23 protein-coding genes are annotated in these 26,858 nt (G+C 71.1%); 12 read left to right on the top strand and 11 right to left on the bottom strand.

Annotated features, from left to right (window positions below):
* Positions 1-29: 29 nt before the first annotated feature.
* Together ACUKCB_RS19335 and ACUKCB_RS19340 are read right to left on the bottom strand one after the other, a co-directional pair.
* The gene (locus tag ACUKCB_RS19335) at positions 30-935 is read right to left on the bottom strand and encodes a sugar kinase (protein WP_473037001.1); all 906 of its coding nucleotides are present in this window, start codon (positions 933-935) and stop codon (positions 30-32) included.
* Positions 932-2,530 carry an N-acyl-D-amino-acid deacylase family protein gene (locus ACUKCB_RS19340; RefSeq protein ID WP_473037002.1) on the bottom strand — a complete coding sequence of 533 codons (1,599 nt, stop codon included), beginning with the start codon at positions 2,528-2,530 and terminating at the stop codon, positions 932-934. The genes ACUKCB_RS19335 and ACUKCB_RS19340 overlap by 4 nt, the downstream gene beginning before the upstream one ends.
* 188 nt (positions 2,531-2,718) lie before the next feature.
* Here ACUKCB_RS19340 and ACUKCB_RS19345 point away from each other — a divergent pair, with 188 nt between their 5' ends.
* Entirely contained in the window at positions 2,719-3,099 is a 381-nt protein-coding gene (locus tag ACUKCB_RS19345) for a RidA family protein (RefSeq protein WP_473037003.1), read from the top strand.
* 76 nt (positions 3,100-3,175) lie between these two features.
* On the opposite strand, the gene ACUKCB_RS19350 is transcribed toward ACUKCB_RS19345, so the two are convergent.
* Positions 3,176-3,826, bottom strand: coding sequence for a class I SAM-dependent methyltransferase (locus ACUKCB_RS19350; RefSeq protein ID WP_473037005.1), 651 nt, complete (start codon positions 3,824-3,826; stop codon positions 3,176-3,178).
* Positions 3,827-4,007: 181 nt separating this feature from the next.
* On the opposite strand from ACUKCB_RS19350, the gene ACUKCB_RS19355 reads away from it, so the two are divergent.
* On the top strand, positions 4,008-4,328 hold the full coding sequence (locus ACUKCB_RS19355) for a hypothetical protein (RefSeq protein WP_473037007.1): 321 nt from the start codon (positions 4,008-4,010) through the stop codon (positions 4,326-4,328).
* Positions 4,329-4,472: 144 nt separating this feature from the next.
* Here ACUKCB_RS19355 and ACUKCB_RS19360 read toward each other — a convergent pair whose 3' ends face one another.
* Positions 4,473-5,075: a TetR/AcrR family transcriptional regulator gene (locus ACUKCB_RS19360; RefSeq protein ID WP_473037009.1), complete on the bottom strand. Its 603-nt coding sequence runs from the start codon at positions 5,073-5,075 to the stop codon at positions 4,473-4,475.
* Between the two features lie 192 nt (positions 5,076-5,267).
* Here ACUKCB_RS19360 and ACUKCB_RS19365 point away from each other — a divergent pair, with 192 nt between their 5' ends.
* Complete coding sequence (locus tag ACUKCB_RS19365; protein ID WP_473037010.1) at positions 5,268-6,980, top strand: MDR family MFS transporter; 1,713 nt, start codon at positions 5,268-5,270, stop codon at positions 6,978-6,980.
* Here the strand turns inward: ACUKCB_RS19365 and ACUKCB_RS19370 are convergent.
* The gene (locus tag ACUKCB_RS19370) at positions 6,971-7,420 is read right to left on the bottom strand and encodes a GNAT family N-acetyltransferase (protein ID WP_473037011.1); all 450 of its coding nucleotides are present in this window, start codon (positions 7,418-7,420) and stop codon (positions 6,971-6,973) included. The genes ACUKCB_RS19365 and ACUKCB_RS19370 overlap by 10 nt on opposite strands.
* 124 nt (positions 7,421-7,544) lie before the next feature.
* Complete coding sequence (locus ACUKCB_RS19375; protein WP_473041072.1) at positions 7,545-8,798, bottom strand: cell division protein DivIVA; 1,254 nt, start codon at positions 8,796-8,798, stop codon at positions 7,545-7,547.
* Positions 8,799-9,174: 376 nt separating this feature from the next.
* Between ACUKCB_RS19375 and ACUKCB_RS19380 the strand changes: the two genes are divergently transcribed.
* From ACUKCB_RS19380 to ACUKCB_RS19390, 3 genes are all read left to right on the top strand, one after another.
* Positions 9,175-9,747: a gamma carbonic anhydrase family protein gene (locus ACUKCB_RS19380; protein ID WP_473037012.1), complete on the top strand. Its 573-nt coding sequence runs from the start codon at positions 9,175-9,177 to the stop codon at positions 9,745-9,747.
* A 304-nt stretch (positions 9,748-10,051) separates the two neighbouring features.
* Positions 10,052-10,549 (top strand): hypothetical protein, encoded by a 498-nt coding sequence (locus tag ACUKCB_RS19385; protein ID WP_473037013.1) that lies wholly within the window; start codon positions 10,052-10,054, stop codon positions 10,547-10,549.
* Between the two features lie 169 nt (positions 10,550-10,718).
* On the top strand, positions 10,719-11,474 hold the full coding sequence (locus tag ACUKCB_RS19390; RefSeq protein ID WP_473037014.1) for a hypothetical protein: 756 nt from the start codon (positions 10,719-10,721) through the stop codon (positions 11,472-11,474).
* A 30-nt stretch (positions 11,475-11,504) separates the two neighbouring features.
* Here ACUKCB_RS19390 and ACUKCB_RS19395 read toward each other — a convergent pair whose 3' ends face one another.
* From ACUKCB_RS19395 to ACUKCB_RS19405, 3 genes are all read right to left on the bottom strand, one after another.
* Positions 11,505-14,168: a sensor histidine kinase gene (locus ACUKCB_RS19395; protein ID WP_473037015.1), complete on the bottom strand. Its 2,664-nt coding sequence runs from the start codon at positions 14,166-14,168 to the stop codon at positions 11,505-11,507.
* A 189-nt stretch (positions 14,169-14,357) separates the two neighbouring features.
* Complete coding sequence (locus ACUKCB_RS19400; RefSeq protein WP_473037016.1) at positions 14,358-15,194, bottom strand: ABC transporter permease; 837 nt, start codon at positions 15,192-15,194, stop codon at positions 14,358-14,360.
* A gap of 62 nt (positions 15,195-15,256) precedes the next feature.
* Positions 15,257-16,261, bottom strand: a complete 1,005-nt coding sequence (locus ACUKCB_RS19405) for an ABC transporter ATP-binding protein (protein ID WP_473037017.1) — start codon at positions 16,259-16,261, stop codon at positions 15,257-15,259.
* Positions 16,262-16,969: 708 nt separating this feature from the next.
* Here ACUKCB_RS19405 and ACUKCB_RS19410 point away from each other — a divergent pair.
* Complete coding sequence (locus ACUKCB_RS19410) at positions 16,970-17,299, top strand: hypothetical protein (RefSeq protein ID WP_473037018.1); 330 nt, start codon at positions 16,970-16,972, stop codon at positions 17,297-17,299.
* Between the two features lie 108 nt (positions 17,300-17,407).
* On the opposite strand, the gene ACUKCB_RS19415 is transcribed toward ACUKCB_RS19410, so the two are convergent.
* Positions 17,408-18,007, bottom strand: a complete 600-nt coding sequence (locus ACUKCB_RS19415) for a TetR/AcrR family transcriptional regulator (RefSeq protein WP_473037019.1) — start codon at positions 18,005-18,007, stop codon at positions 17,408-17,410.
* A gap of 73 nt (positions 18,008-18,080) precedes the next feature.
* Between ACUKCB_RS19415 and ACUKCB_RS19420 the strand changes: the two genes are divergently transcribed.
* A complete protein-coding gene (locus ACUKCB_RS19420) occupies positions 18,081-19,337 on the top strand; it encodes an alpha/beta hydrolase (RefSeq protein WP_473037020.1) in 1,257 nt (418 codons plus the stop codon).
* Between the two features lie 123 nt (positions 19,338-19,460).
* On the opposite strand, the gene ACUKCB_RS19425 is transcribed toward ACUKCB_RS19420, so the two are convergent.
* On the bottom strand, positions 19,461-21,680 hold the full coding sequence (locus ACUKCB_RS19425; RefSeq protein ID WP_191275535.1) for a (Fe-S)-binding protein: 2,220 nt from the start codon (positions 21,678-21,680) through the stop codon (positions 19,461-19,463).
* Between the two features lie 620 nt (positions 21,681-22,300).
* Here ACUKCB_RS19425 and dnaK point away from each other — a divergent pair.
* The 4 genes from dnaK (at position 22,301) to ACUKCB_RS19445 (ending at position 26,798) form a co-directional block, all read left to right on the top strand.
* Positions 22,301-24,157, top strand: a complete 1,857-nt coding sequence (dnaK, locus tag ACUKCB_RS19430) for a molecular chaperone DnaK (RefSeq protein ID WP_191275545.1) — start codon at positions 22,301-22,303, stop codon at positions 24,155-24,157.
* A 43-nt stretch (positions 24,158-24,200) separates the two neighbouring features.
* Positions 24,201-24,947, top strand: a complete 747-nt coding sequence (gene grpE / locus ACUKCB_RS19435) for a nucleotide exchange factor GrpE (RefSeq protein ID WP_473037021.1) — start codon at positions 24,201-24,203, stop codon at positions 24,945-24,947.
* A gap of 148 nt (positions 24,948-25,095) precedes the next feature.
* The gene (gene dnaJ / locus ACUKCB_RS19440; RefSeq protein WP_473037022.1) at positions 25,096-26,256 is read left to right on the top strand and encodes a molecular chaperone DnaJ; all 1,161 of its coding nucleotides are present in this window, start codon (positions 25,096-25,098) and stop codon (positions 26,254-26,256) included.
* Positions 26,253-26,798, top strand: a complete 546-nt coding sequence (locus ACUKCB_RS19445; protein WP_473037023.1) for a heat shock protein transcriptional repressor HspR — start codon at positions 26,253-26,255, stop codon at positions 26,796-26,798. Before dnaJ ends, ACUKCB_RS19445 begins: the two co-directional genes overlap by 4 nt.
* Positions 26,799-26,858: the final 60 nt, after the last annotated feature.

Consider the following 26,858-nt stretch of genomic DNA (forward strand, 5'->3'; position numbering starts at 1 on the left):
GCCGGAACGGACGCGGTACCGCTGCTCCCTCAGAGCCCCAGTTCCCGGGGGACGCTCTCGAGGGTGTCCCCCCGGGAGCGCAGGACCTCGCCCGCGGCCGCGTGGCCCAGAGCGAGGCGGCGGTCGGCGGGCAGGCCCTGCAGCAGGCCGGACAGGTACCCGGCGGCGAAGGCGTCGCCCGCGCCGACCTCCTCCACGACCTCGACCGGCGGAGCGGGCACGAAGACCGTGTCCGCCCCGTCGAAGCACGTCGCCCCGTGCGCGGCGTCCTTGACCACCAGGGTCGGCACCTGCGGGAGGACCGCGCGGACGTCCTCCGCGGCGGGGGTGCCCCACAGGCGTTCGGCCTCGTCACGGCCGACGAACACCACGTCGGCCCGGCGGGCCAGGTCCAGCAGCACCGGCCCGGCCTCGCGTGCGGACCACAGGGCCGGCCTGTGGTTGACGTCGAAGGAACGCAGCGCGCCGTTGCCGGAGCGCCGGTCGAGCAGGTACTCGACCAGGGTGGCGCAGCTGGCGGACAGCGCCGGGGTGATCCCGGACAGGTGCACCAGCCGGGGCCCTCGGGACCACACCTTCTCCGCGTCCGCGGCGGACATCGTCGAGGCCGCCGACCCCCGCCGGTAGTACAGGACCCCCGCCCCGCCGGGCGCGGTGTCCTTCACGTACAGGCCGGTGGGGTGTCCGGGGTCCACCTCCACGCCGCGCACGTCGACCCCGCGGCGGGCGACGGCGCCGGTGACGATCCGACCGAAGGGGTCGTCGCCGACCCGGCTCACCCAGGCGGCCCGGTGTCCGAGCCGGGACAGCGCCACGGCGGTGTTCGACTCCGCCCCGCCGGTGCCCACGCTCAGCCGGGTCCCCTCCGCCAGGGCCTCGGGCGAGGTGAGCACGGCCATGGTCTCGCCGACGCAGACCGCGTCGATCCCGCTCATCGGCGGCCCCTGCGAACCGACCGGCCGGGCAGGCGGTCGGTGCGCCTGCCGTCCCGGAGGGTGAACTCGCCGGCGAGCATGACGTGTTCGACGCCCACCGGGGTGCGGCGCGGATCCTCGTAGGTGGCCCGGGCGTCCACGGTGTCGGGGTCGAACACGACGAGGTCGGCGACGGCGCCGAGCTGAATGGTCCCCCGGTCGGTGAGGCCGAGCCGTTGGGCGGGGCGCGAGGTCAGGTGACGGACGCACTCCTCCAGGCTGAGGATGCCGAGTTCGCGCACGTAGTGGCCCAGGTAGCGGGGGAAGGTGCCCCAGCCCCGGGGGTGCGGCCGGTCGCCGACGAGGATGCCGTCGCTGCCGGCGGTATGGGCGCTGTGCCGCATGATCGCGCGGATGTTCTCCTCGTTGCCGACCTGGAGGAGGCAGCCGCTGCGGAGTTCGTCGGCGACCAGCAGGTCGGCGTACACCCGGCCCGGGGCCTCGCCGCGCTGTTCGGCGAGGTCGGCGACGGAGGAGCCCACGGCCCAGGAGAGCGCGGGGTCCGCGGTCCCGGTGACGACGAGGGTGCTCCAGTCCATCGGGATGCCGTGGTTGCCGTCGGTGCCCTCCACCTCGATCTCGTGCAGGATGCGGGCCCGGGTGTCGGGGTCGCGCAGACGGTCGAGCGCAGCGGCGGTCCCGCCCTCCTGGGACCAGCTCGGCAGCGGCGCGCCGAGGTAGGTGGCGCTGGCCCGGTAGGGGTAGCTGTCAAGGGTGACGTCGAGGCCGTACCGGACGGTGGCCTCGTCGATGGCGTCGAGGACCTCGGGGGCCCGGCCCCGGTTCTGCGGGAAGTTGACGTGGCAGTGCGCGAGGTGGAGGGGCACGTGTGCGCGGCGGGCCACGTCCAGGCACTCCTGGTAGGACTCCACGACCCTGGAGCCGTAGTTGCGGTGGTGGGGGCAGTAGTAGCCGCCCGAGGCGCGGACGGGTTCGAGGAGGGCGACGATCTCGTCGTCGTCGGCGTACATGCCGGGGGTGTAGGTCAGACCGGAGGAGAGCCCGTGCGCGCCGTCGGCCATGCCCCGGGCGACGATGGCGCGCATACGGTCGACCTCGGATGCCGTGGCCGGCCGGTCGTCGTTGCCCACCACCGCCATCCGGACGTTGCCCTGGGGGACGAGGTAGGCGGCGTTGGTCGCGGAGCCGCGGTCGATCCGGTCGAGGTACTCACCGACCGTGCGCCAGGAGTGGTCGAGTTCCGGTGTCCCGTTCCAGGCAGCGATCTGTTCGCGGATCGGTTCGACGGTGTCGTCGGTGACGGGAGCGTAGCCGAGCCCGTCCTGGCCCAGCACCTCCAGGGTGACGCCCTGGCAGACCTTGGCCTCGTGGGCGGGGTCGGCGAGCAGGGCGAGGTCGGAGTGGGCGTGCATGTCGATGAACCCGGGGGCGACCGCGAGCCCGGTCACGTCGATCACGCTTCCGGTGGTTCTGGCGCTCCCCGGCGGGACGATATGGCTGATGCGGCCGTTGCGCAGGACGAGGTCGGCGAGGCGGGAGGGGCCGCCGCTGCCATCGATCACCCGTCCTCCGGCGAGTACGGTCTCGGGCTGCACTGTTCCTCCGTTCGGGGTCCCCGACGCCCGGTGCGGCGAGGCTGCCGCCGACGTGCCGGTGTGGCCCAAGATACGCTGCGCGAAAGAAAATTGGTAACTTTGTTGCCAGTAAATGTGCCCTGACGACGGTGGACCAGCACGGGCATCGGCACGCGCAGGTGCACACCAGACCCGACCGAAGGAGTCACATGTCCAAGAAGGCGGTCCGGACCGACAAGGCCCCCGCTCCGGCCGGAGCCTACAGCCAGGGCGTCGTGGCGGGCGGGTTCCTGTACACGGCCGGGTTCGGCCCCCAGGACCCCGAAACCGGGCGGGTCGCGCCGACCGTGGGTGAACAGACCGCCCAGGTACTGGCCAACGTCTCCGCCGTACTCGCCGAACACGGCCTCACCCTCGACGACGTCGTCAAGGCCACCGTCCACCTGGAGAACCTCAAGGCGGACTTCCCGGAGTTCAACGCCGTCTACGAACAGCACTTCACCGCCCCCTACCCGGTGCGGACCACCGTGGGCTCGGACCTGGCGAACATCCTCGTCGAAATCGACGTCGTCGCCAAGCTCCGCGACTGACGACACTCCGCACCTTCGACGGACCGGCCGCTCCGACAGGCGGTTCCACCGGCGCGGCCGGCCCCCTGACCACCACCTACCCGAGACGGCGCGCCCTGACCACCAGGTCGTGCACGGTGTAGGTGGTGCCGTCCAGGGTCTGCTCCCCCGGCCGGGCCTCGTCGACGAGCACCTCCCACTCCCCCTCGGCGAGCGCGGCGACCACCTCCTCACCCCCGTAGAACAGCTCGGGGTCCGGCGGACGCGGCACCTCCTGCTCCAGGTCGCTGGGGTGGTGCGCGACCACCAGGAGCTCACCGCCGGGCGCCACCGCGGCGGCCAGGCCCGCGAACAACCGCGCCCGGGGGTCCGGGTAGAGGTGCATGAACTGGGCCGTGACCAGGTCGAACCCGGGCGTCGGCGGAGACCACCGGGTCACGTCCGCCTCCAGCCAGGTGATCCGTTCCGCGATGTGCGGTGCCCGTTCGGCGGCGTGCGCCGCGGCCCGGTCCAGCGCCACGAACGAGATGTCGACCGCGGTCACCCGCCATCCACGTTCGGCCAGCCACAGCGCGTCCGCGCCCTCGCCACTGCCGACGTCCAGCGCCCTCCCCGGGGGCAGCCCCCCGGCCTCCGCGACCAGGTGCCGGTTGGGCCGCCCGCTCCAGATCCGCTCACCGGAGCGGTACCGCTCGTTCCAGAAGTCCTCGCCCATCTCCTCGGGCAGGGACTCGTGTTCGTGGGCCATGTGCCGTCCACCTCCGCCTACCACTCTGCTCAGTGGCGGCGGGCCGAGCGAGTTCCCTTGCCGGAACGGCAAAAAGCGAGGAATCCGCCCTGTGACTCAAGAAGAACCCAGAACCACCCATTCGCCACACGTATCCCACTGACCGTCCACACCCCCACGAAAACAGCTCATAGAGGTCCACATGATCATCTGGAACGGCTGGGGCATTCTCGTCGTCCTCATCGCGGCGGTCTTCACCGTCCCCCTCGGCTTCCTGGCAGCCGAAGTCCTGGGCAGCGACTCCGCGGGCCTCGGCGCGGGCGCGGGCCTGGTCCTCGGCGCCGTGGGCGTCTACTTCGCCGGCAGGAAGCTGAACGCTCCCAGGCAGGGCTTCCACCCCGCCACCGGCCAGCCGGTGGTGTACCGCAACGCGCACACGTTCTTCTTCGTGCCGATGCAGTACTGGGCGTTCATCCTGCCGATCGGCGGCGTCGCCGCGGCGATCAGCGCACTGCCGCTCTAGAACCCCGGAGCGTCCGGGACACCTCGTCCCGCAGGGCCCCCGCCCCTCTCCCACCGGGGAGGGCCGGGGACCCTCACGTTCGGCGACCGCCCGCCCCGGGAGGAACCACCGCCGGGCCCGGGAGCAACCCAAGGCCCAGTCGCCCTAATCAGGGGTGTCGAAGTCCTTCAGGCACAGTTCCAGCAGGGCCAGCACCCGCTCCTTGAGCTGTTCGCGGTCGTGCGCACGCAGGGCGGTCGCGCCCTCCACCCGCCGGACCCGGCCCACCCCCATCAGCACGGCGGCGACCAGGGAGGCGTGCACACGCGCGTCCCTGCCACCCAGGTAGGCGGCGAGGGGCTCGATCAGCGCGCTCTTGAGCCGCCCCTGGTAGACCGCCTGGAGGTCGGGGTCGCCGGCCGAGTCGTCCAGCGACAGCTGGAGCGGGCTCCCCTCGCCATGCAGTCGGCTGACCGAGTGTTCGGCCAGGCGCTCCGTCAGCCCCTCCGGCGAGCCCTCCTCGATCAGTCTGGGGAAGACGCCGTCCTCGCGCAGGATCTCGGTGAGCAGTCCGGCCTTGGACCCGAAGTAGCGGTTGATCAGGGCGACGTTCACCCCCGCGTGCGAAGCGATCTTGCGGGAGGAGACCGCCCCGTACCCCTCGCTGGTGAACAACACCTTCGCGCTGGCGAGAATTCGTTCCCTGGTCGCCTCACGGCCACGCACCGGTGCCTCGGCACCGCCTCCGGTCCTGTCCGGATGGTCCATCTGCACACCCCTTGGTGGCCGCGGTCTGGCTTTCAGGTTTCCAGGTTGGCACCTCGGTGCACCCGGCGCATACCGGAACGGGCGTAGAGATACCGATTTGACAGGTCAACAGCGTTTACATATACCTGAGGTGGATGCTTGCCCCCGGTGTGTGTGCCGTGGGGCTTTCGTGCGTCCGGAATCGGGGGCCTCATGGAACAGTCGGTACGCGGGAGAACCAAGCCACAGAAACCGTCCCGGACCCCCGGGCCCCCTCCCCCACAGGCGTCCCCGCCCCCCACCGAACCGACCGGGCCCGCACCCGAGTACCCCCCGCGCCGGGTCGTGCGCCGGATCATGGTCGGTCTCGTGCTGGCGATGCTGACCTCGATGCTCACCAACTCGATCATCGGCACCGCCCTGCCGACGATCATGGGCGAGCTCGGCGGCCAGGACCGGCTGGCCTGGGTCGCCACGGCCGCCCTGCTGACCATGACCGCGTCCACACCGGTGTGGGGCAAGCTCTCCGACATCTGGGGACGCAAACTCCTCTTCCAGATCGCCCTCGGCGTCTTCATCGTCGCCTCGCTCGCCGCCGGATTCGCCCAGGACATCAACTGGCTGATCGCCGCCCGCGCCCTGCAGGGACTGGGCGTCGGCGGACTGGCCACCCTGCCCAACATCATCCTCGGCGACGTCGTCTCCCCCCGGGAGCGCGGCCGCTACAGCGGGCTGATCGGCATGGTCTTCGGCGTCTCCACCGTGCTCGGCCCCCTGGTCGGCGGTTTCCTCGTCGACAGCCCGCTGGGCTGGCGCTGGTGCTTCCTCATCACCGTTCCGCTCGCCGTGGTGGCGTTCTGCGTCATCCAGTTCATGTTCCGGATGCCGTTCACCCCGCGCCGCAAACCGTCCGTGGACTGGCTGGGCGCCGGTCTGATCTTCGGCGCCGCCAGCACGGTGATCGTCCTGATCAGTCTGGGCGGCACCCAGATCCCGTGGAACTCCCCGGCCGCGTACGCCATGGGCGCCGCCTCGGTGCTGCTGACCGCCACCGCGATCCTGGTGGAGCGCCGCGCGAAGGAACCGATCATCCCCGCCCGCCTGTTCCGCGACCGCACCTTCGTGCTGGCCTCCGTCGGCTCGGTGGCCGTGGGCATGATGATGTTCGGCCTGATCATCTACATGCCGCAGTACCTCCAGATGGTCCACGGCATGAGCCCGACCGTGTCCGGCCTGATGACCCTGCCCCTGGTGGGCTCGTTCCTGGTCACCTCGATCGGCTCCGGCTTCGCGGTGAGCGGGACCGGCCGGTGGAAGGCCTACCCGGTCGTCGGCATGGTGCTGTGCGTGCTCGGGTTCACCGTGCTGAGCCTGGCCCAGGTCGACCCCGGGCTGACCACGGTCGTCGCGGGGCAGATGCTCGTGGGACTCGGCTTCGGGCTCAACATGCAGCTCCTGCTGCTGGCCACCCAGAGTTCACTGCCGGTGCGAGACCTCGCGTCCGGGACCGCCTCGGTCACCTTCTTCCGCAACCTGGGCGGTGCCATGGGCGTGGCGGCCTTCGGTGCGGTGATGGTGAGCCGGCTCAACGACGAACTCGCCGCCGCCGCCACCGCCGCACGGGAGCGCCTGGCCGTCGACACCGCGAACGGCACCGACTCCGGCGCCGAGGCACTGGCGATCGGCCTGGAGGAGGCGGCCGATTCGGCGCAGGGATCTCCGGAGCTGGTGCACTCACTGCCCGAACCCGTACGCGAGGTGATCGTGGGCGCCTTCGACCACGCGATGCAGGGCGTGTTCGTGGCCGGGATCCCCGTCGCGGCGCTGGGCCTGGTGGCGGTGTCGTTCATGAGGGGTGTACCGCTACGCGGCGGCCCCAGGAGGACGACCTCGGCCGGCGAAGCCGTGCCGAGGACTCAGAGGTAGCGGCGCAGGCCCGCGGACGACTCGTCGAAGCCCAGGGAGGCGTAGAAGTGGTGCGCCCCCTGATGGCCCTCGTAGGAGAGCAACTCGACCTTGTAGCAACCCGCGCGCGTGGCGCGGTCCAAGGCGTCCTCCATGAGCGCCCTGCCGATGCCCTGGCGCCTGGTCTCGGGATCGACGACGAGGTTGTCGACCACCGCCCAGGGCTGGGCGTCGTGGGTCAGGTTGGCCACCACCAGCAGGTCCAGGGTCCCGATGATCTGCCCCCTGCGCTCCGCCACCAGAACGGTGCGGTCGGGGTCGTTCTCCATCCGGGTCCAGGCGCGTACGGCCGCTGAGGACATGCGAACGTGCGCGCTCTGCGTATGAGTGGTGTCACCGAGGTCGCGTAGGAGGCGCAGGATCGCACCGAGGTCAGACCGTATGGCCGCGCGTATCATCATGGCTGTCGGCATCGTAGCCGACAGCCTGCGACAAGGCGGACGTCCCCCTACAACTGACCACAAAACACCGGGGCGGGACCGGCCTGGTCCCGCCCCCGTCACCTGACGGGCGGAGCTCCGCCCGTCAGGGCTTACGGATGATCCGAACGCCCTCGTCGCCCGTGGGCGGCTGCTGAGGGCCCTCCGGTCGCCGGTAGACACCGGTGATGCCCGGGTCACCGCCGGCCTCGTCGGCGGGCGGGCCCGCCGGGGGCTGCTGCGGCCCGCTCTGCTGCTGGTGGGCCTGCGGCTGTCCGCCCGGGGCCGGGCCGGTGAAGCGGGCGCCCTGCGGGGGCTGCGAGGCCGCGGCCCTGGGGTCGCCGCCCTTGCCCTCGTCCTGCTGCGCCTCCGGCTTCGGGCCCTCCTGCTTGGCCTGGTCGGGCTTGGGCACCGGCTTGATGCGCACCGTCGCCTCGTCCGACTCCTGCTGGAGCGGGGGAAGCTTGGTGGTGGCCTCGTCCTTCTCCGGCTGGGCTGCGGGCTTGGCTGCCTCAGGAGCCCCGCCCTCCGAGCCCTTGTTCTCCGAGCCCTTGTTCTCGGGAGCCCGACCCTGGGCCGTCTTGTCCTCCGAAGCCCTGCCCTCGGGCTTGGCTGCCTGCTTGGCATGGCCGGCGTTCTGCCGGCCCGGCTTCTGCTGGCCGGAGTCGCGCTGATCCCTGGGGGCCTCCGCCGGGGCGGACGCCGCGTCCTCGCGGGACAGGCCCGTCTCCAGGGCGCCGGCCCGGTCCTCGGCCGCGACCAGGTCGGCCAGCGTGGAGTGCATGTCCTTCAGGCGGCGCAGCGCCTCGGCGTGCGTGGCCGTCAGCGTGGCCAGACGGCGGTCCGCCGTGTCGTGGATCTTCTTGGCCCTGGCCTCCGCCTCGCTCAGACGGCGGTCGCCCTCCTGCTTGGCCTGCTCCCGGAGCTGGTCCGCCTCCTTCTTGGCACCGGCGACCATCTCGTTGGCCTCGGTGCGCGCGGAGGAGACGATCCGCTCGGCGTGCTCCTCGGAGTCCTTGCGGTGCTTGGCGACCTCTTCCTGGGCCTTCTTCTGGGCCTCCTTCACCTCGGTCTCGACCCGGGAGCGACGCTCCTTGGCCTCTTCCTCGGCTATCCGGAGGATCTCCGCCATGCGCTCGCTGATCTGCTCGTGCTCAGGTTTGACCTGGGCCTTCTCCCGAGCGATCGCGAGGTCGCGCTTGTACTGTTCCAGCTCGTCGTCCATCCGCTGGAGACGCTCGCGGAGGTCCTTGAACTGGTTGTCCATTCGGACGTAGTAGTCGTCGACGTGCGCCTTGTCGTAGCCGCCCTTGCGCACTGTCGGGAACCTGTCTTGCTGCAGTCCGCCGCCCGGCAACATATCGCTCATGTGCCCTTCATGTCCTTAACACCGTTGACTGCGCGTCGCAGATGGTGAGAGTAGCCCCGTACCCATTTGTCACAGAAACACCCGTCGGGCCCCTGCGGTGAGGTTGGCCCGAAGATGGTTTTTCGTGCTCCGGCTCGGCGCGATGAGGGGCACCGGCCGAGAGCGGAGCGTAACGCCGTGGACACCGTCCAAACGACCAAGGTAGACACGCGCTGCGCCTCAGCGTCAAGATCCCTGACAGGTACATCGCCGTGCGGACCCTGGTCACGTTCTTACTAAGGTATGCGCGATCATCCCCGTACGGGGGCAGAGCGGTCAACTTCCCGCACACCGGCCCCCGGGGACCTACGTTCGAGAGGACCGTGACATGGGCAGCGCGACGGACGGACCGGCGGCGGAGCAGGCCCCACAGGCCCCCGGGCCGTGGATCGGCGGGGCTCCCTTCGGTGAACCGGAGATCCATCCCACCGCCTGGATCGCTCCCGGGGCCGTCGTGGTGGGACGCGTCCGGCTGGGCCCCCGGAGCAGTGTCTGGTACGGATCGGTCCTTCGCGCCGACACCGAGGACATCGTGGTGGGTGAACGGGTCAACATCCAGGACCAGTGCGGTCTGCACTCCGACCCCGGACAGCCGGCGATCCTGCACGACGACGTGAGCCTGGGCCACAAGGCGATGGTGCACGGCGCGATCGTGGAGGAGGGCGCGCTCATCGGCATCGGAGCGATCGTGCTGGGCGGCGCCCGGGTGGGCAGGGGCGCGCTGGTCGCCGCGGGCTCGCTGGTGCCGCCCGGCAAGACCGTCCCCCCGGACACCCTCTGGGCGGGCCTGCCCGGCAAGGTCGTCCGGGAGCTGAACGACGACGACCGCCTCGTGCTGGAGCACACCCCCACCGCCTACGCGGGCTACGCAGTCCAGCACCAGGACGTCACCTGGCGCTGACCCGCGCGACGGTTCGCACGCGTCCCGGGACCGCGTCCGCACAGCGGTCCCGTGCACCGGCCCCGCGACCGGATGGTCCTCTCGGGGGAGGCCCCGCGCCCCTCCCCCGAGGGGGCCACCGGCCTCTGGCTAACCCGGGTGGGCGGACCACTGGTCCACAAGAGTCATGCGCCCCGGGCACTGGCGGACGTAACCTGGGGATCCTCTCGCCCTGTGGGAACGGTTCCGTCGCGCCCGCGCCCACAACGCCCCGCGCAGGGGCTGCCGTCCTGTCCTGCGACGCCGTTGTCCCGGGAGGTGAGTGGTGGCGAGCACCCCGGGTCTGCGCGACCGTCTCCACGACCACGTCGCCCTGGACGAGATCGAACTCTACGCCGAGGTCCTCATCGCCGTGGCCGACACCGACCACGCCCTCAGCCCCGCCGAGCTCGACCGGGTCCTCGGGCTCACCACGGGAGCCGGGGCCTGCGCTCCCCCCGCGGTATCGGCGGGGGACGACCACCCGCACGGCCCTCCGGCAGATGACCCTCCGGACGACGGTGTCCAGGCCCCTCCCAGGCCCCGCGACCCCGCCCGCCCCGAGGAAGAGGCGCGGGGCGAAGCGCCGGAGGAGACGGCGCCGCGCGACCCCGGACCGCTGGAGGAGGCCGGCCAGAGCCGGCACCCCGACCCCGCGGTGCCCCTGCGCACCGGCCACCGCTCCGCGACCGTCATCCTGCCCGCCCCCGGAACCGGCTCCGACAACAGGCCACCGCACCCCAGGTGCGAACCGTTCCTCCCCTGGTACGTCCGGCACACCTGAGGGGACCGGGCCGCCCGGTCCGGGCCCGACCCACCACGGCAGGCTCCGCTCCGACCGAAAACGGCCCGATCCGGCCACGTCGATCCCGCTCCGCGGGCGGGCGCAGCGGGTACTGCCTCTCTGGGCCCCGGGGCCCGGGGAACGGCCAGCACCCTTTCAGGAGCCAGACGTGAACACAGCACCCGAACGGACCGCGCACGAGGAGGACAGCGCCTCCGGCGTCCGCCGCCGACGGTCTGACGAGAACGGCACCGACAGCACCCGCCGTACCGCCCTCACGATCGCTCTTGCGGTGACCTTCCTCTTCCTCCTGGTCACGGCGGTCGGTCTCATCTGGTTCCTCTCCGAACAGAGCCCGAGGTCCGGCGCGGGAGCCGCCCCGGGCACCGACGGGAACGAAAGCACCGAGGAGGCCGGGGAGGACGGCGCCGCCGGTCCGGGCGCGGGACCCGACGGGGAGGGCACCGTCACCGACCCCAGGGCGGGTTTGGCCTACGATCTGCCCGGCGAGGGCTGGGAACGGCTCGGCGACGACCAGGTCCCGGCGGAGTACTCCTCGTACGCGGTCTACGGATCCGCGGACGACCCGGACGCGATCATCGTCACCGGAACCGAGGACCTCGGTTCCCTGGAACCCGTCGCGGTCTCCGGGGCGCGTATGGCCGTGGACATGGTGGACGACCTGGTCACCGACGGCGGCGACGTGTGGGCCGAACCGTCCGGGGAGACCGAGGTGGACGGCCTGCCCGCCTTCGGAGCCACCGTGGGCAGCGGCTCCGGGAACGGTGCGGACGCCTACGGCCGGTTCCTGGTGGTCGAACTCGCCGGGGGCAAGGGCGCCTTCGTGCTCGGCCTCAACACCGGCGGCACGGACGAGGCCACCGAGGGCATCGACGCCGCCCTCTCCTCGGTCAGAGTCCTCTGAGCACGCCTGTGGGACCGAAGGGCCGACGGATCACAGCGGGATGATCGCGCGGAGCAGGAAGCCGCCGTCCCTGGTCCGGGACCCGGACAACGCTCCGCCACCCAGGGCGACGCGCTCGGCCAGGCCGGCCAGCCCGTTGCCGCCGGAGCGCTCCGCGTCCTCCCCCTTCGCACGGTCGTTGTGGACCTCCACGACCAGCTGTCTCAGCCCGTCGTCGCCCTCCCGGGCGAGCGTGAAACTGATCTGGCACGCCTCGGCCTCACTGTGCCGCAGGACGTTCGTGCCGCCCTCACGCACCACCCAGGCGGCCAGTTCGGCGACCTCCGGCGGCAACTCCAGCCCGTCCAGACCGGTGACCTCCGCCCTGGTACCGCCCGAGCCGAGGACGGCCGCGACCGCGTCCACCTCACCCCTCAGATCGACCTCCCGGTACCCGCTGACCGCGGACCTCACCTGTTGGAGCGCCTGACGGGCCAGGGCCTGGACCTCCGCGATCTCGGTGCCCGCCCGTTCGGGGGCCCGGTCCACGAGCCGCCCGGCCAACTGTGCCTTGACCGACAGGGCCGAGAGGCTGTGCCCGAGCAGGTCGTGCATGTCCCGGGCGAACCGGAGCCTCTCCTGGGTCACCGCCAACCGGGCGCGGGCCCGCTGCCCGGCGACCGCCTCACGGCTGATGTCCCACAGCCAGACCGTGCCGAGCGTGGCCGTCACCTGGAGCAGCGCGGCAGCGGCCGCGGCCAGCCAGACCAGGCCGTAGGCGAGGGGGTCGACCTCGCTCGGGTCGAAGAAGGTCGGGATCAGCGGCAGGGGGGACAGCAGGAGCAGGAGGGTGACCAGGAGCCCGGACCGGCGCGAGGTGAAGAAGATCCCGGTCCCCCACCAGACCCCGATCATGACCAGGGTCAGGGGCGGGGAGCGTAGGAACACGGCTGCCGTCAGCAGCAGTACCACCGAGGCCCAGAAGAGCTTCGGGCTCGGCTGCCGGTTGCCGCCCACCCGCTCCCGGAGCAGCCGGACCAGGAGGACGGCGACCGCCACCGCCAGAGCCGTGCCCACCACCGAACGCCACAACGGCACGCCGATCTGGAGACTGACGAGGACGTCTCCGAAGGCCAGGGCGACCAGGATCAGGCCGTTCAGGCCGATCGTCCCCATGATGATGCGCCGGGCGATCCGGACCCGTCGGTCGTCGGCCATGCCGCCGGGGTCGGCGCCCTCCCCCTGGAGGGCATCCGTTTCCGGGCCCGTCAGTGGCGGGGCAGCTGGCCCGGGGACATCCCCACCGAGGTCCACGGCAGCTGTCGCGGCGGTGGACCACGGCGGGGGCGCGTGCCCGGTCCGGCGGTCCGGTACGGCGATCGAGGCCGGGCCGCGCACACCGTCCTCCGGGAGAACCGGCCCGTCGGGCAGCGGGAGGGCGGCCCGAAGCCGGAAGCCGCCGTCGTCGGTCCGGGCCGCCGTCAGGGTGCCGCCCGCCCCATCGATCCGCTCGGTGAGCCCGGCCAGCCCGCCGTCGGAGTCCGCTCCGCCCCGCCCGCCCTTGCGGGCCCTGTCGTTGACCACCTCGACGACGAGTTCCCGGCGCCCGTCCCCGGAGGGCTCCAGCACGGAGAAGGCGATCCGGCAACGGTGGGCACGGCTGTGCCGTAGGACGTTCGTGCCGCCCTCGCGCACCACCCAGGCGGCCAGGGCGGAGGTGTCCAACGGCAGACGGAGGCCGTCGAGCCCGGTGATGGCGGTGACGGTCCCGTTGGCTTCCAGGACCGCGCGGACCGAGCGCACCTCGGTGCCGAGGTCGATGTCGCGGTACCCCCGGACCACCGAGCGCACCTGCCGCAGCGTCGTCCTGGCCAGGTCGTGGACCCGGCCGACCTCCGCCTTCGCCTCTTCGGGATCGGTCCGCAGGAGCCCGCCGGCCCGCCGTGCACCGAGTTCCAGCGCGCCGAGTTCGTGCCCCAGCAGTTCCCGGATGTCGTTGGTGAAACGGAGCCGTTCCCCGTCCACCGCCAACCGGGCCCGGGCCTGCTCCCCCTCGACCGCCTCCCGGACCCGGTCCCACAGCCAGACGGTGTACAGCAGGCTCAGCCATACGAGGACGCCCCAGAGGACCGTGACGAGGCCGTGCCCCAGCAGGCTGAGGAGGGAGGTGTCCCGGGGCGAGACGAGAGCGCTCACCCACGGCAGTGCCGCCAGGAGAAGCGTGGGGGGCAGAAGCCGTCCCCTGGGCGCCAGGCAGGCGACGATGGCCCACGCGCTGGCGCAGATGAAGAAGACGTTGGGGATGTACCACAGGAAGAGGGCGACCACGGCGAGCAGGACGAACATGCTCCGGTAGAGGCGCCGGTCCGGGGTCCGCACCCCGTCCAGCCGGTCCCGGATCATCCGGAACATCGCCGCCGAGCACAGGACGGCGGCGAGGAGCACCACGAGGGAGCGGACCGCGGTGAGCAGCTCCGGCTGGTCGGCCGGGGTGTCCAGGTCCAGCTCCGCCAGCAGCCCGGACGCGGCCCAGAAGGGGATCACCAGAGGGAAGAGCGCCGTACTCCACAGGCACAGCGTTCGGGCCCGACGGACCCTGCGGGTGAAGCGCCTGCTCGCCTCCGACGGGGAGAGCCCCTCCGCGTCCCCCGGACCGGTCCGGTTCCCGGGGCCGGGTGGCGCCGTCTCCACCGCACCAGCACCGTGGTTCACCACGTCCGCCTCCCTGCGCCGTCAGTACGTCGGTGCCGGGCGGTCCCGGCAGCGCTCCCCTTCACGTTAGAGCGCGGCGGGCCCTTCCGGGCGTTGTCCACAGCCCGGTCCTGTTCCGGACCCTCCCCTCGGCGCGGCTGGGCCGGGGCGCCCCCGTCCCGGGCGCCCCGGCGCGAGTGTCCCGGACCCGCCCTACGGCTGGCGTGGGTCCCACTTGAAGTAGCGGTGGACCAGCAGCGTCAGGACCGCGATCCACGCGAGCATCACGCCGACGGCGGGCAGGGCGCTGGTCCACAGGGCCGCGGTGCCGACCGCCTCGGCGCCCTCGACGCCGCCGAAGACGTCGTAACCGGTGTAGGCGGCCTGGGCCATCTCGGCGGTCGGGGCGACCGGAAGGAACTGGGCGACCATGCGCACCGGCTCGGGCAGCAGGTCGAGCGGGAAGAAGACCCCGCCGGTGAGCAGCAGCGCCAGCATCGGGACCATCGAGAACATCTGCGCGGACTCGGCGTTGCGCACCAGCGGTGTGATCAGCAGGCCGACCAGGCTCATGGCGACGGCGCCCAGCAGCACCGCGACCAGCATCAGCACCGGGTCGGCGGGCACCCTGCCGCCGACGGCGATGACCAGCGCGGCGAGCAGCAGGGTGAACAGGACGACAAGAGCCACCACCCCGCCGAAGATCGCCGCCTGCGGGACCCCGCTCACCCGGAGCCGTTTGAGGACCAGCGACTCCCGCCGTGCGGCGAACACGTTGGAGGGGTGGCCGATGCCCAGCATCAGGCCGATTCCGAGGACGGCCGCGGCGAAGGAGAGGTCGAGGGTGGTGAAGTCACCGAAGGCCGGGGTACTGGGCATCGACGTCAGTGGCATGAACAGGATCAGCGGCATCACCAGGTACAGCCACGCGGTCTTGTACCGGACGAAGAGGGTGAACTCGGTCCGGGTCAGGCGCAGGGTCTGCCGGAACCATCCCGGGGCGGTCCGTGTGCGAGCGGCCCCCCGGGCCGGGGCGGTGGTCGTGGTCATCGAGTTTCTCCTGGGGTCTGTGCGGGGCTGTGCGGTGGGCGGGGCGGGTCGGACCCGGTGTCTCACTCCGGAAGCGTGCCGACGGTGTCGTCCGCCACCCGGAGGAACACGTCCTCCAGGGAGGCGCCGCGGACCTGGAGGTGCTGGAGGGTCGTCCGCTGTTCACGGGCCCACTCGAACAGGGCGGACACGGCGTGGTGGGCGCGGTCGGCGACCTCGCCGCCGGTGACCGTGTAGGTGGCCCACAGGGCCTGGTCCCGGGTCTGCACCTCGACCTCGGTCCCGTCGACCTCGGGCAGGTCGGCGGTGCGCACGTCGCTGGGGACCAGGAAGCTCACCCGGTCGCCCCAACCCGCGAGGACCCCGGCCAGGGTGCCCTCCACGTGGACCCGACCGCGGTGCATGATGGCGAGGCGGTCGGCGAGGCGCTCGGCCTCCTCCAGGTAGTGCGTGGTGAGCAGGATCGCGACTCCGCTCTCCTTGAGATCGCTGATGAGCTTCCAGGTCTCGTTCCTGGCCTCGGGGTCCATGCCGGTGGTGGGCTCGTCGAGGTAGAGGACCTCGGGGTCGCTGATCAGGGCCAGCGCCAGGTCGAGTCGGCGCTTCTGGCCGCCGGAGAGCTGGCGGACGCGGAGTTTGCGCTTGTCGGTGAGGTTGACCAGCCCGAGGACCTCGTCGGCGGCGCGGGGGGCGGCGGCGAGATCGCTGGCGAGGCCGAGGTTCTCGTCCACGCTGAGGTCGTCCAGGAGTCCGCTGCCCTGGAGGACGGCATTGACGCGTTCCCGGACCCCGGCGGGCTGGTTGAAGGGGTCCCGGCCGAAGACCCGGGCGCTGCCGGAGCTGGGCCGGCGGAAACCCTCCAGCGTCTCGATGGTGGTGGTCTTCCCCGCGCCGTTGGTGCCCAGGAGCGCGAAGAGCTCGCCGGGCCGAATCTCGAAGGAGACGCCCTTGACCGCTTCGAAGTCGCCGTAGTGCTGGTGGAGGTCGCGGACGACCACCGACGGCCCTCCGGTCCGGGTGGGGTCCTGGTTCGCGGCGGCCGGTTCGGTGTTCGCTGTCGTCGTCATGCCCCCAGGCTCCCGCGAACCGGTCCTCCGCCGACAGACGTTCCTGTCACCGGCCCGCGATGGCACTTCACCCGGCTCCGGCACTGACAAATGTCATCGGTACGTCGGGGGAGGAAACCCGGCCCTCCAGGGCGGCGGGGTTCCTTCGCTCTGCGCGTGGTGGTGCGGTCGCGCCCGCACGTGCCCCTTCTTCACCTCACGTGCGGGCGCGATCGCGACCGCCTGCGGGTACGCGCCCGTCCCCTCACTACTCACGTCGGGCGCGGCCCCTCGGCGGTTGTCAACTTTCTACACGAATCCTCCCGGACGTGTGGGCGGAATGCGTCATTTCCCGGTGCACCGGAACCGCGGGTCCGCGCATTGGTCGCCTTCTTCCCGGAAAGCATCATCCGACGGGGGTGGTTCCGCCTTCGGGGAGGCCGGACAGGCACTTCGGGCAGCGCCCGTCCACCGGGGTGAACCCATCCTGAACAGTCATGACGACCCGAATGACAGCCCCTTCACCGCCGCGCCCCCAGGAGAGGGAAAAGGGCTTTTCCGAACACCAGGGACGGAAAACAATTCGCCGGGAAACCGAAACGGCCAGGCGCGCGGACGGGAACGCGGTGAGCGGTTCCGGCGGGGGCGTGCAGGAGCCGCGATAGGTGCGTGATAGCCGGGATCCGCATCATGGTCCTCGTCCGGAGAACCCCCTTTGAAGGAGATCTCATGCGTTTCCCCCGCACCGCCCGAACCCTCGCCGCGGCCGTCGCCCTGGCCGCCTCGCTCGTGCCCGGTACGGCCGCCGCCGCTGTCGGCGAGGACGAGCGCATCGACTGCGCCACCTCCCCTGTCCTCGGCCTCGGCTACGTCTCCTACACCTGTGAGACGGAGACGGAGGACCTCCGCTGGCGGATCTCCGGGCGGTGCACCCTGCCGCTCGGCTTCACCTTCACCGCCTCCGAGGTCGTCCGGGGCAGCGGCAGCGCGGAACTGCGCTGCCCGCCCTCCGTCCCGCGTTCGACGCTCATGTCCCACCACCTGACCGTCCTGGACTGACCCGCCCGCCCCCGGCCCGGGGCGGACCCGGGCCGTACGGTGCCCGGCCGCACGGAAGGGGGCAGGGTGCCGAGCACCCTGCCCCGGTGGCCGTGTCCCAGGTCGCGGTCAGCCGGTCACCAGGGCGACCGCCGACTCCACCGCCGCGCGCTGGGGGGACAGGTCCGCGTCCTCCGGGAGGCGGGCGCAGGTGAGCCACAGGCCGTCCACGAACACGATCAGCAGCTCCGTCAGAGCCGCCGGGTCCTGCCCGGGCGCCAGTTCTCCCCGGTCGCGGGCGTACTCCAGCACCCGGCGGAGGTGCTTCCTGGCCTGGGCGTCCAGTTCGGACAGGACCTCGGCGAAGGCCGGGTCGACGGCCGCGCGCGCGTAGAAGGCGGACCAGATCCGCGCCTGTGCCCGGCGTCGTCCGTCGGTGGGCAGTAGGTCCAGGAACACCTGTCGCAGCCCCTCGGCGAAGGTGAGGCCGCCGGGCCCCACCCGGAACCGGTCGAACCGCGCGAACACCTCGTCGATGGAGGCGCGCAGTGCGAAGTGCAGCAGTGCGTCCTTGGCGGCGAACTCCCGTTGGACCGCACCCACGGACAGCCCCGCCTCCGCGGCGACCACCCGGACGCTGACCCCCTCCAGCCCCTCGCGGGCGGCGATGCGATGGATCGCCTCGGCGATCTGACCTCGGCGGGCTTCCCTGTCTACGACCTTCGGCACCCGCCCATTCTGACACACCCCCAGCTTTTTGATACGTTCGTATCGATACAAACGTATCGGAAAGAGGTGGCCCATGCCCGACCCCGCGCGCACGCACCGGCCCCGCCCCCGGGCCCGTGCGGCACTCCTCGCCCTGTCCGCCCTGCTCGCCCTCCCCGGAGCCGCCGCGACCGCGCTCGTCCTGCTCCCGCCCATGTCCTGGGCCGGCTGGCAGTACGCGCTACTGGCCCTGGAGTTCTCCCTGTTCCTCACAGTTCCGGCAGCCCTCGGGCTGGCGCTGGCGCTCCTCGCTCCCCCAGGTACCGGGACCGCCGCCCCGCGGCGCGGGGCGGCCCTCGTCCTGACCGGGCTGAACGCCGTCCTGCTGGTCGTGGCCCTGGTCCCCGCCGCGTCCCTGTGGTCGACCGCACGTGAGGAGGGGGCGCCGCTCAGCCTGCCGGAGTACACGGCCGGGCTCGCCACCTCCGCCGACCGCGAACCGCTCACCCTGGAGTACGCCACCGTCGACGGCGAGTCCCTGGAACTCGACGTCTGGCGGCCCGCCCGACCCGCCGACGAACCCCTGCCCGTCGTGGTGAACGTGCACGGCGGTGCGTTCGACATGCCGCAGAGCATGCTCCCCCGCTGGGACACCTGGCTGGCCGACGGCACGGACCCCGCCGGTGGCTCCGGTTCCCCCGGGGACGGTGTCCCGCAGCAGCGCGTGGTGTTCGACGTGGACTACCGCTTCTTCCCCGACGGCGCCGGGGAACTCCCGGTGCGCGACGTCCGGTGCGCGCTCGGTTGGGTCCACGGGAACGCGGCCGAGTACGGTGGCGACCCCGAACGCATCGCCGTCACGGGACAGTCCGCCGGGGCCCTGCTGGCGCTGCTCGCCACCTACGGCTCGGACCTCCCGCCCAGCTGCGACACCGAGGTTCCCGAGGTCGCGGCGGTGATCGCCTGGTACTCGGCGACCGACACGACCGCCGACGCCCCGGACTACCCCTGGCGCATGCGCCACTCCCCCGTCGGCGCCGAACTCGTCGAGAGCGAGGAGCGCATGATGGGCGGCTCCGTCGACGAGGCCCCCGAGGAGTACGCGGCGATGTCGCCCCGGCGCCTGATCGGCCCGGACACCCCGCCGACCCTGCTGCTCACCGCCGGGCACGACCTGTTCGTCAGCCCGGAGGACAACCGGCGGACGGCCGCCGCCCTGGACGGGGCGGGGGTGCCGCACCACCACGTGGAACTGCCCTGGACCGAGCACATGTACGACCTCAACTGGGGCGGTTTCGCCAGCCAGATCACCCGGCACACGATCGACGGCTTCCTTCGCGAGCACCTCTGAACCCTGGCCCACCGCCCTCGGCGGCACCCGTGCGACCGCCCCGGGCAGCACGAAGGGGCGGGGTGCGCCGGGCACCCCGCCCCTCATCGTGTGCGGTGGTCCTTCGGAGGACCGCGTCAGCTCCTAGGCGTCAGCGGTCTCCTTGTCCTCACCGGACTCGGCCGGGCCCTCGTTCCTGATCGAACGGAGCAGCAGCTGGGAGACGTCGACGACCTCCAGCGACTCCTTGGCCTCGCCCGCGGACTTCTTCTCGTTGATCGCGTCGCCCAGCATGACCTGGCAGAACGGGCACGCGGTGGAGACGGTGTCCGGGTTGGTGGTCAGCGCTTCGTCGACCCGCTCGGTGTTGATGCGCTTGCCGATCCGCTCCTCCATCCACATGCGGGCACCGCCGGCGCCGCAGCAGAAACCCCGCTCCTTGTGGCGGTGCATCTCCTGGGTCTTGACGCCGGGCACCTGCGCCATGATGTCGCGCGGGGGCGTGTACACCTTGTTGTGGCGGCCCAGGAAGCACGGGTCGTGGTAGGTGATGTTCTCGTCGATCGAGTTCACCGGGGTCAGCTGACCCTCGTCGACCAGCTTGGCCAGCAGCTGGCTGTGGTGGACGACCTCGTAGGTGCCGCCCAGCTGCGGGTACTCCTTGGCCAGGGTGTTGAAGCAGTGCGGGCAGCTGGCCACGATCTTGGTGACGCCCGCGTCGTTGAGCGTCTCCACGTTCTGCTGGGCCAGCATCTGGAAGACGTACTCCATGCCCAGGCGGCGCGCCGGGTCGCCGGTGCAGGCCTCCATGCCGCCCAGGACCGCGAACTTGACGCCCGCGATGTCCAGCAGTTCGGCGATGGCCTTCGTGGTCTTCTTGGCGCGGTCCTCCAGGGCGCCGGCGCAGCCGACCCAGAAGAGGTACTCGGTGCCCTCGGGCAGCTTGTCCTCGACGACCGGGACCTCGACCGGGTTCTCCTGGGAGGCCAGCTCCTCGATCCAGTCCATCCGCCGGTCCTCGGCCATACCCCACGGGTTGCCCTTGTTCTCAAGGTTCTTGAGCAGGGTGTTGGCCTCGGACGGGAAGTTGGACTCGACCATGACCTGGTAGCGGCGCATGTCCAGGATGTGGTCGATGTGCTCGATGTCCACGGGGCACTGCTCGACGCAGGCACCGCAGTTGGTGCAGGCCCACAGTTCGTCGGGGTGGATGACGCCACCCTCCTCCTCGGTGCCGACCAGCGGCTTGTTGAGGAGTGCGAGGACGTCGACGCCCGCGTGGCTGTTGTCGGGAGCCTCGGCGAGGGTCTCCTCGGTGATGCCCTTGAGGAGGTACGGGGCCTTCTCGTAGGCGTGCGCCTGGAGGTCGAGGATGACCTTCTTCGGCGAGAGCGGCTTGCCGGTGTTCCAGGCGGGGCACTGCGACTGGCAGCGGCCGCACTCGGTGCAGCTGGTGAAGTCGAGGAGGCCCTTCCAGGTGAAGTCCTCCAGCTTTCCGGCGCCGAACGGGTCCTCGTCCGGATCGGCCTCCTCGAAGTCGAGGGGCTTCTTGCCGGAGGAGTCCATCATCTGCTTGGCACCGGCGAGGGTCGGGGACCCGTCGGCGTTGCGCTTGAAGAAGATGTTGAACGGCGCCACGAACCGGTGCCAGCCGATACCCATGGTGAGGTTGAAGTACAGCACCACGAAGAACAGGTAGCTGATGATCAGCTTGAACGCGGCGACCAGCGCGATGGCGGGCTCGGCCACGGCGGCGTCGGTCGGCATGACCGCGCCCACGGCGTGGGAGACCGGGGTGGCCCAGGTCGGGAACGGGAAGTCCTCGAGGGCGACCTTGAGGCCGCGGATCACGAAGATCGAGATCAGCAGGGCCCACAGGTAGGCCTCGACGTAGTACGCGGTCCAGGTCCTGGAGTTGAAGAACCGGGACTGCTTGCCCTTGCGGTGGGGGCCGTTCAGCAGGCGGTAGATCGTCAGGCCGACGATGCCCGCGAGGCTGGCCGCGGCGATGATCTCGATGGCCAGGCCGTAGACGGCCCAGTCGTAGATCACCGGAAGCTTGAAGTGCGGGTCGAAGACCTCGCCCTGGGCCTCGACAACCGTGAAGAACAGCAGCGGGAACGAGACCATCACGAACCAGTGGGCCACGCCGACCCACGGCCGCTTGAGCATCCTCGTGTGCCCGAGGATCTCGATGAGCGTCATCGTGAGCCGCTTGCCCAGCGACTCCGTGCGCTCCGGCTCCGCCGGTCGGCCCACACTCACAGTTCGCCAGATCTGGTAACCGCCCAGAGCGAACAAGGCAAGCGCGACCACGGCGAAGACCGAGGTGATGATGCCCAGCGTCAAGTACAGAGGATGCATCGTCCGTGGCCTCCCATCCTGCTTTCGTCGTCCGGTGCGCCACACACCGGAGGTCATCTTTGATGTTACTAGCGAGTAATAGCACGGCGACCATCGACCCTGGGCCTCGACGACCCGGCATCCGCGGCAGCCCCGCCCCTCCTGTCATCCATCGCCCGCGCGCGATCGGGCTGCGGGCCCCGTCGGCGCGAGTGCCAACCGTAGCCGGCCACAGCACAACAGAATCACTCGGGTGCACCGGAGTCTCCCCCGAACACACCACACGTCTCTATGTAAGCCGACAACGGAACGAACGGGGGACACCGAGGCATCGGTAGGACCACCGGTCATGTCCCACCCGCCCGACACGGGGCCACCCTCCCCCGCCGCCCCTCCCCCCGGGGCAACCCCGAGAACCCCCGCACATCCCTGGATTCCAGGTCAAGGATGTCCCGGAGTTGTCCCGGGGTTCACCCATTTCCCAGGTGGAATCGGTCCAGGTCGGGAACATCCCGACCCGGCCACCCGTTGTCAGGGCGTAGGAAGTAACTTGAGTCGGGTTGACTCAACTGACTTGACAGCCGCCACCCGACGAAGCAAACTTACGTCTGAACGACTCAACTTTGACGGAGGAAACAACCATGGCACGTGCGGTCGGAATCGACCTCGGTACGACGAACTCGTGTGTCGCGGTCCTTGAGGGTGGCGAGCCGACGGTCATCACGAACGCCGAGGGCTCCCGCACCACCCCTTCGGTCGTGGCCTTCGCCAAGAACGGTGAGGTCCTGGTCGGCGAGGTGGCCAAGCGTCAGGCCGTCACCAACGTCGACCGGACCATCCGCTCGGTCAAGCGCCACATCGGCACCGACTGGTCGGTCAAGATCGACGACAAGGACTTCAACCCGCAGCAGATCAGCGCCTTCATCCTGCAGAAGCTCAAGCGCGACGCCGAGGCGTACCTGGGCGAGGACGTGACCGACGCGGTCATCACCGTCCCGGCCTACTTCAGCGACTCGCAGCGCCAGGCCACCAAGGAGGCCGGCACGATCGCGGGCCTCAACGTCCTGCGCATCATCAACGAGCCCACCTCGGCCGCGCTCGCCTACCACCTGGAGAAGGAGGACGAGGCGACGATCCTCGTCTACGACCTCGGTGGCGGCACCTTCGACGTCTCCCTGCTGGAGGTCGGTGACGGCGTCGTGGAGGTCAAGGCGACCAACGGCGACAACCACCTCGGCGGCGACGACTGGGACCAGGCCATCGTCGACTGGCTGGTGGAGAAGTTCAAGAACTCCAACGGCGTCGACCTGGCCAAGGACAAGATGGCGCTGCAGCGCCTGCGCGAGTCCGCGGAGAAGGCCAAGATCGAGCTGTCCAGCTCCAGCGAGACGCAGATCAACCTGCCCTACATCACGGCCTCGGCCGAGGGCCCCCTGCACCTGGACGAGAAGCTCAGCCGCGCCGAGTTCCAGCGCCTGACCTCCGACCTGGTCGAGCGGACCAAGACCCCGTTCCAGCAGGTCATCAAGGACGCCGGGATCCAGCTCAGCGAGATCGACCACGTCGTCCTGGTCGGCGGCTCGACCCGGATGCCCGCCATCGCCGAGCTCGTCAAGGAGATGACCGGCGGCAAGGAGCCCAACAAGGGCGTCAACCCGGACGAGGTCGTGGCCATCGGTGCCGCGCTCCAGGCCGGTGTGCTCAAGGGCGAGGTCAAGGACGTCCTGCTGCTGGACGTCACCCCGCTGTCGCTGGGCATCGAGACCAAGGGCGGGGTGTTCACCAAGCTCATCGAGCGCAACACCACCATCCCGACCAAGCGCTCCGAGATCTTCACGACGGCCGACGACAACCAGCCGTCCGTGCAGATCCAGGTGTACCAGGGCGAGCGTGACATCGCCCAGTACAACAAGAAGCTGGGCGTCTTCGACCTGACCGGTCTGCCCCCGGCGCCGCGCGGCGTCCCGCAGATCGAGGTCACCTTCGACATCGACGCCAACGGCATCGTCAGCGTCACCGCGAAGGACCTGGGCACCGGCAAGGAGCAGTCCGTCACCATCTCCGGCGGTTCGGCGATGTCCAAGGAGGACATCGACCAGATGGTCCGCGACGCCGAGCAGTACGCCGAGGAGGACCGCAAGCGCCGCGAGGAGGCCGAGGTCCGCAACAACGCCGAGTCCCTCGTCTACCAGACCGAGAAGGTCATCAAGGACAACGAGGACAAGGTCCCGGCGGACGTGCGCTCCGAGACCGAGGCCGCCGTCGCCGAGCTGAAGACCGCCCTGGAGGGCACCGACACCGAGGCCATCCGCTCCGCGAGCGAGAAGGTCGCGCTGGCCAGCCAGAAGATCGGTTCGGCGATCTACAGCCAGGGGCAGCAGGGTGAGGACGCCGCCCAGCCCGGCGCCGAGAACGCCGACGCCTCCGCCGACGACTCCGACGTGGTCGACGCCGAGATCGTCGACGAGGACAACGGCAAGGGCAACCAGGGTTCCTGACCCGGGAGTCCGGTAAGAGCCGAGGAAGGAGGGAACGTCGGACATGGCGCTGTCGGACAAGAACAGCTCCGGCACCGGTGACGGTGACGAGAACCAGGGTCCGGTGATCCGCGACAACCGCAGGATCGACCCCGAGACCGGCGAGGTCCGGGACTCCGGGGCCGAGACCGCCGAGGGGGAGGCCCCGACCGAGGAGGAGCCCGAGGTCGTCGAGGCCGAGGTCGATGACGTCCCCGAGGTTCCGGACACCCCGGAGTCGGTGGTGACCGAGGCGATCAACGCGGACGAGCGGGTCGTCGAGCTCACCAACGACATCAAGCGGGTCCAGGCCGAGTACGCCAACTACCGCAAGCGTGTCGAGCGCGACCGGGTCGCCGTCCGCGAGGCGGCCACCGCCCAGGTCGTCGGTGAACTGCTGCCGATCCTGGACGACATCGGCCGGGCCCGTGAGCACGACGAGCTCAACGGCGGGTTCAAGGCGGTGGGCGAGGCCCTGGAGGCCACGGCCACCAAGCTGGGCCTGGAGAAGTACGCGGAGCAGGGCGAGGAGTTCGACCCGAACATCCACGAGGCCCTCACCCTGGTCCCGGTTCCCAACATCTCCGTCCAGACGGTGATCGAGGTGTTCCAACCCGGGTACCGCATGGGTGAGCGGGTTCTCCGCCCCGCCCGCGTGGTGGTCGGGGAGCCGATGGAGGGCACGGAGGCGGACAGCTCCGCCGACGGGTCCCCGGACTCCGCCGACGCCTCCACCGAGGCGAACGGCGAGAGCGGCGAGGACGACAAGTAGGAGCGGGTAACGCCCGTGAGCCTGGTGCGGCCGTGGCCGGCGTGAGAGCGTCGGTCACGGCCCCCGGGTCGCACCCCGGCCCCACCCGGCGCGGGGACACGTGAAAACATCGGACGCAACCGGCACCAGCGGGAGAAGGCACCAGTCGATGAGCACCAAGGACTACCTGGAGAAGGACTACTACAAGGTCCTGGGAGTCTCAAAGACCGCCTCCAAGGACGAGATCAAGTCGTCCTACCGCAAGCTGGCCCGGGAGAACCACCCGGACGCCAACACCGGTGACCCCAAGGCCGAGGACCGCTTCAAGGAGATCTCCGAGGCGTACAACGTCCTGTCGGACGACAAGCGCCGCAAGGAGTACGACGAGGCGCGCTCGACGTTCGGCGGCTCCTACCGTCCCGGCGGCGCCGGACCCGGCGGGTTCGACATGAGCGACATCTTCGGTCAGGGCACCGGGGGCGGCGGGGCCCCGGGCGGCGAGCGCCTGAGCGACCTCTTCGGCGGTCTGTTCGGCAACCGCGGCCGAGCGGGTGAGTCCACCCGCCGCCGGCGCGGAGCCGACGTCGAGACCGAGGCCACACTGAACTTCCGCGAGGCCGCGGACGGGGTGACCCGTTCGTTCCAGCTGAGCAGCGAGGCCCCGTGCCCCACCTGCAAGGGCACGGGAGCACGCGCCGGCTCCGCCCCGCGCATGTGCCCAAAGTGCAGCGGCACCGGGCACGACAGCACCAACCTGGGCGGCTTCTCGCTGTCCGAGCCGTGCAGCGAGTGCAAGGGGCGCGGCCTCGTGGTCGACGACCCCTGCCCCACCTGCACCGGCAGCGGGCGCGGCAAGAGCACCCGCACCATCCAGACCCGTATCCCCGCCGGAGTGTCCGACGGGCAGCGGATCCGGCTCAAGGGAAAGGGCGCCCCCGGCGAGCACGGCGGCCCCAACGGTGACCTGTACGTCGTCGTCCATGTGAAGGGACACCCGGTGTTCGGCAGGAGCGGCGACAACATCACCATCACCGTGCCGGTGACGTTCCCCGAGGCCGTCCTGGGCGCCGAGGTCCGGGTCCCCACCCTCAGCGGGTTCCCGGTGACCGTGAAGGTACCGCCGGGCACCCAGAACGGGCGCACACTGCGAGTCCGCGGCAAGGGCGCCACCCGCAAGGACGGCACCACCGGCGACATGCTCGTCACCTTCGAGGTGGCGGTGCCGCAGAAACTCAACGACGACGCGCGCGAGGCGCTGGAGAAGTTCCGAGCGGCGACGTCGGACTACGACCCGCGCGACGGGCTCGAAGCGCGGGCGAAGGGCGCGTGAACAACGTGAACGATCCTGCCTTCGGCGCCGATGCACCGGTCTACGTGATCTCGGTGGCCGCTGAGTTGGCCGGGATGCATCCGCAGACGCTGCGACAGTACGACCGGTTGGGCCTGGTCTCCCCCGGCCGTTCGTCCGGGCGGGGCCGCCGCTACTCCATGCGCGATGTACGGACGCTGCGCGAGGTGCAGCGCCTGTCGCAGGAGGAGGGCATCAACCTCGCAGGCATCAAGCGGATCCTGGAGCTGCAGGACGAGGTGGAGCAACTGCGCGAGCAGGTGTTCCACCTGGCCAACGAACTCGAGGCGGCTCGCCGGGCGGTGTCCCGGCGCGGCCGCCCGGCCCGCCCCGAGGGCGGACCGGTGCGCGGAGAGCTGGTGCGCCGCACCCGCGTCACGATCTTCAACACCGCGGAGCCCGAGGACGGACGCCCCGACCGGGGCGAGGGTCCGGGCGGACAGGGCGGCCCGGGCGGGCAGCACGGCCCGAGCGGGCAGAGCGACCAGGACGAACCGGGGACGGGCGGGCCCACCCGGGGCTGACAGGGTTCCGACCTTTCGACACGGGGCGCGTTCGGCCAACGAGCGTCACCCTGAGTGACA

The organism is Nocardiopsis moroccensis, assembly GCF_055763695.1.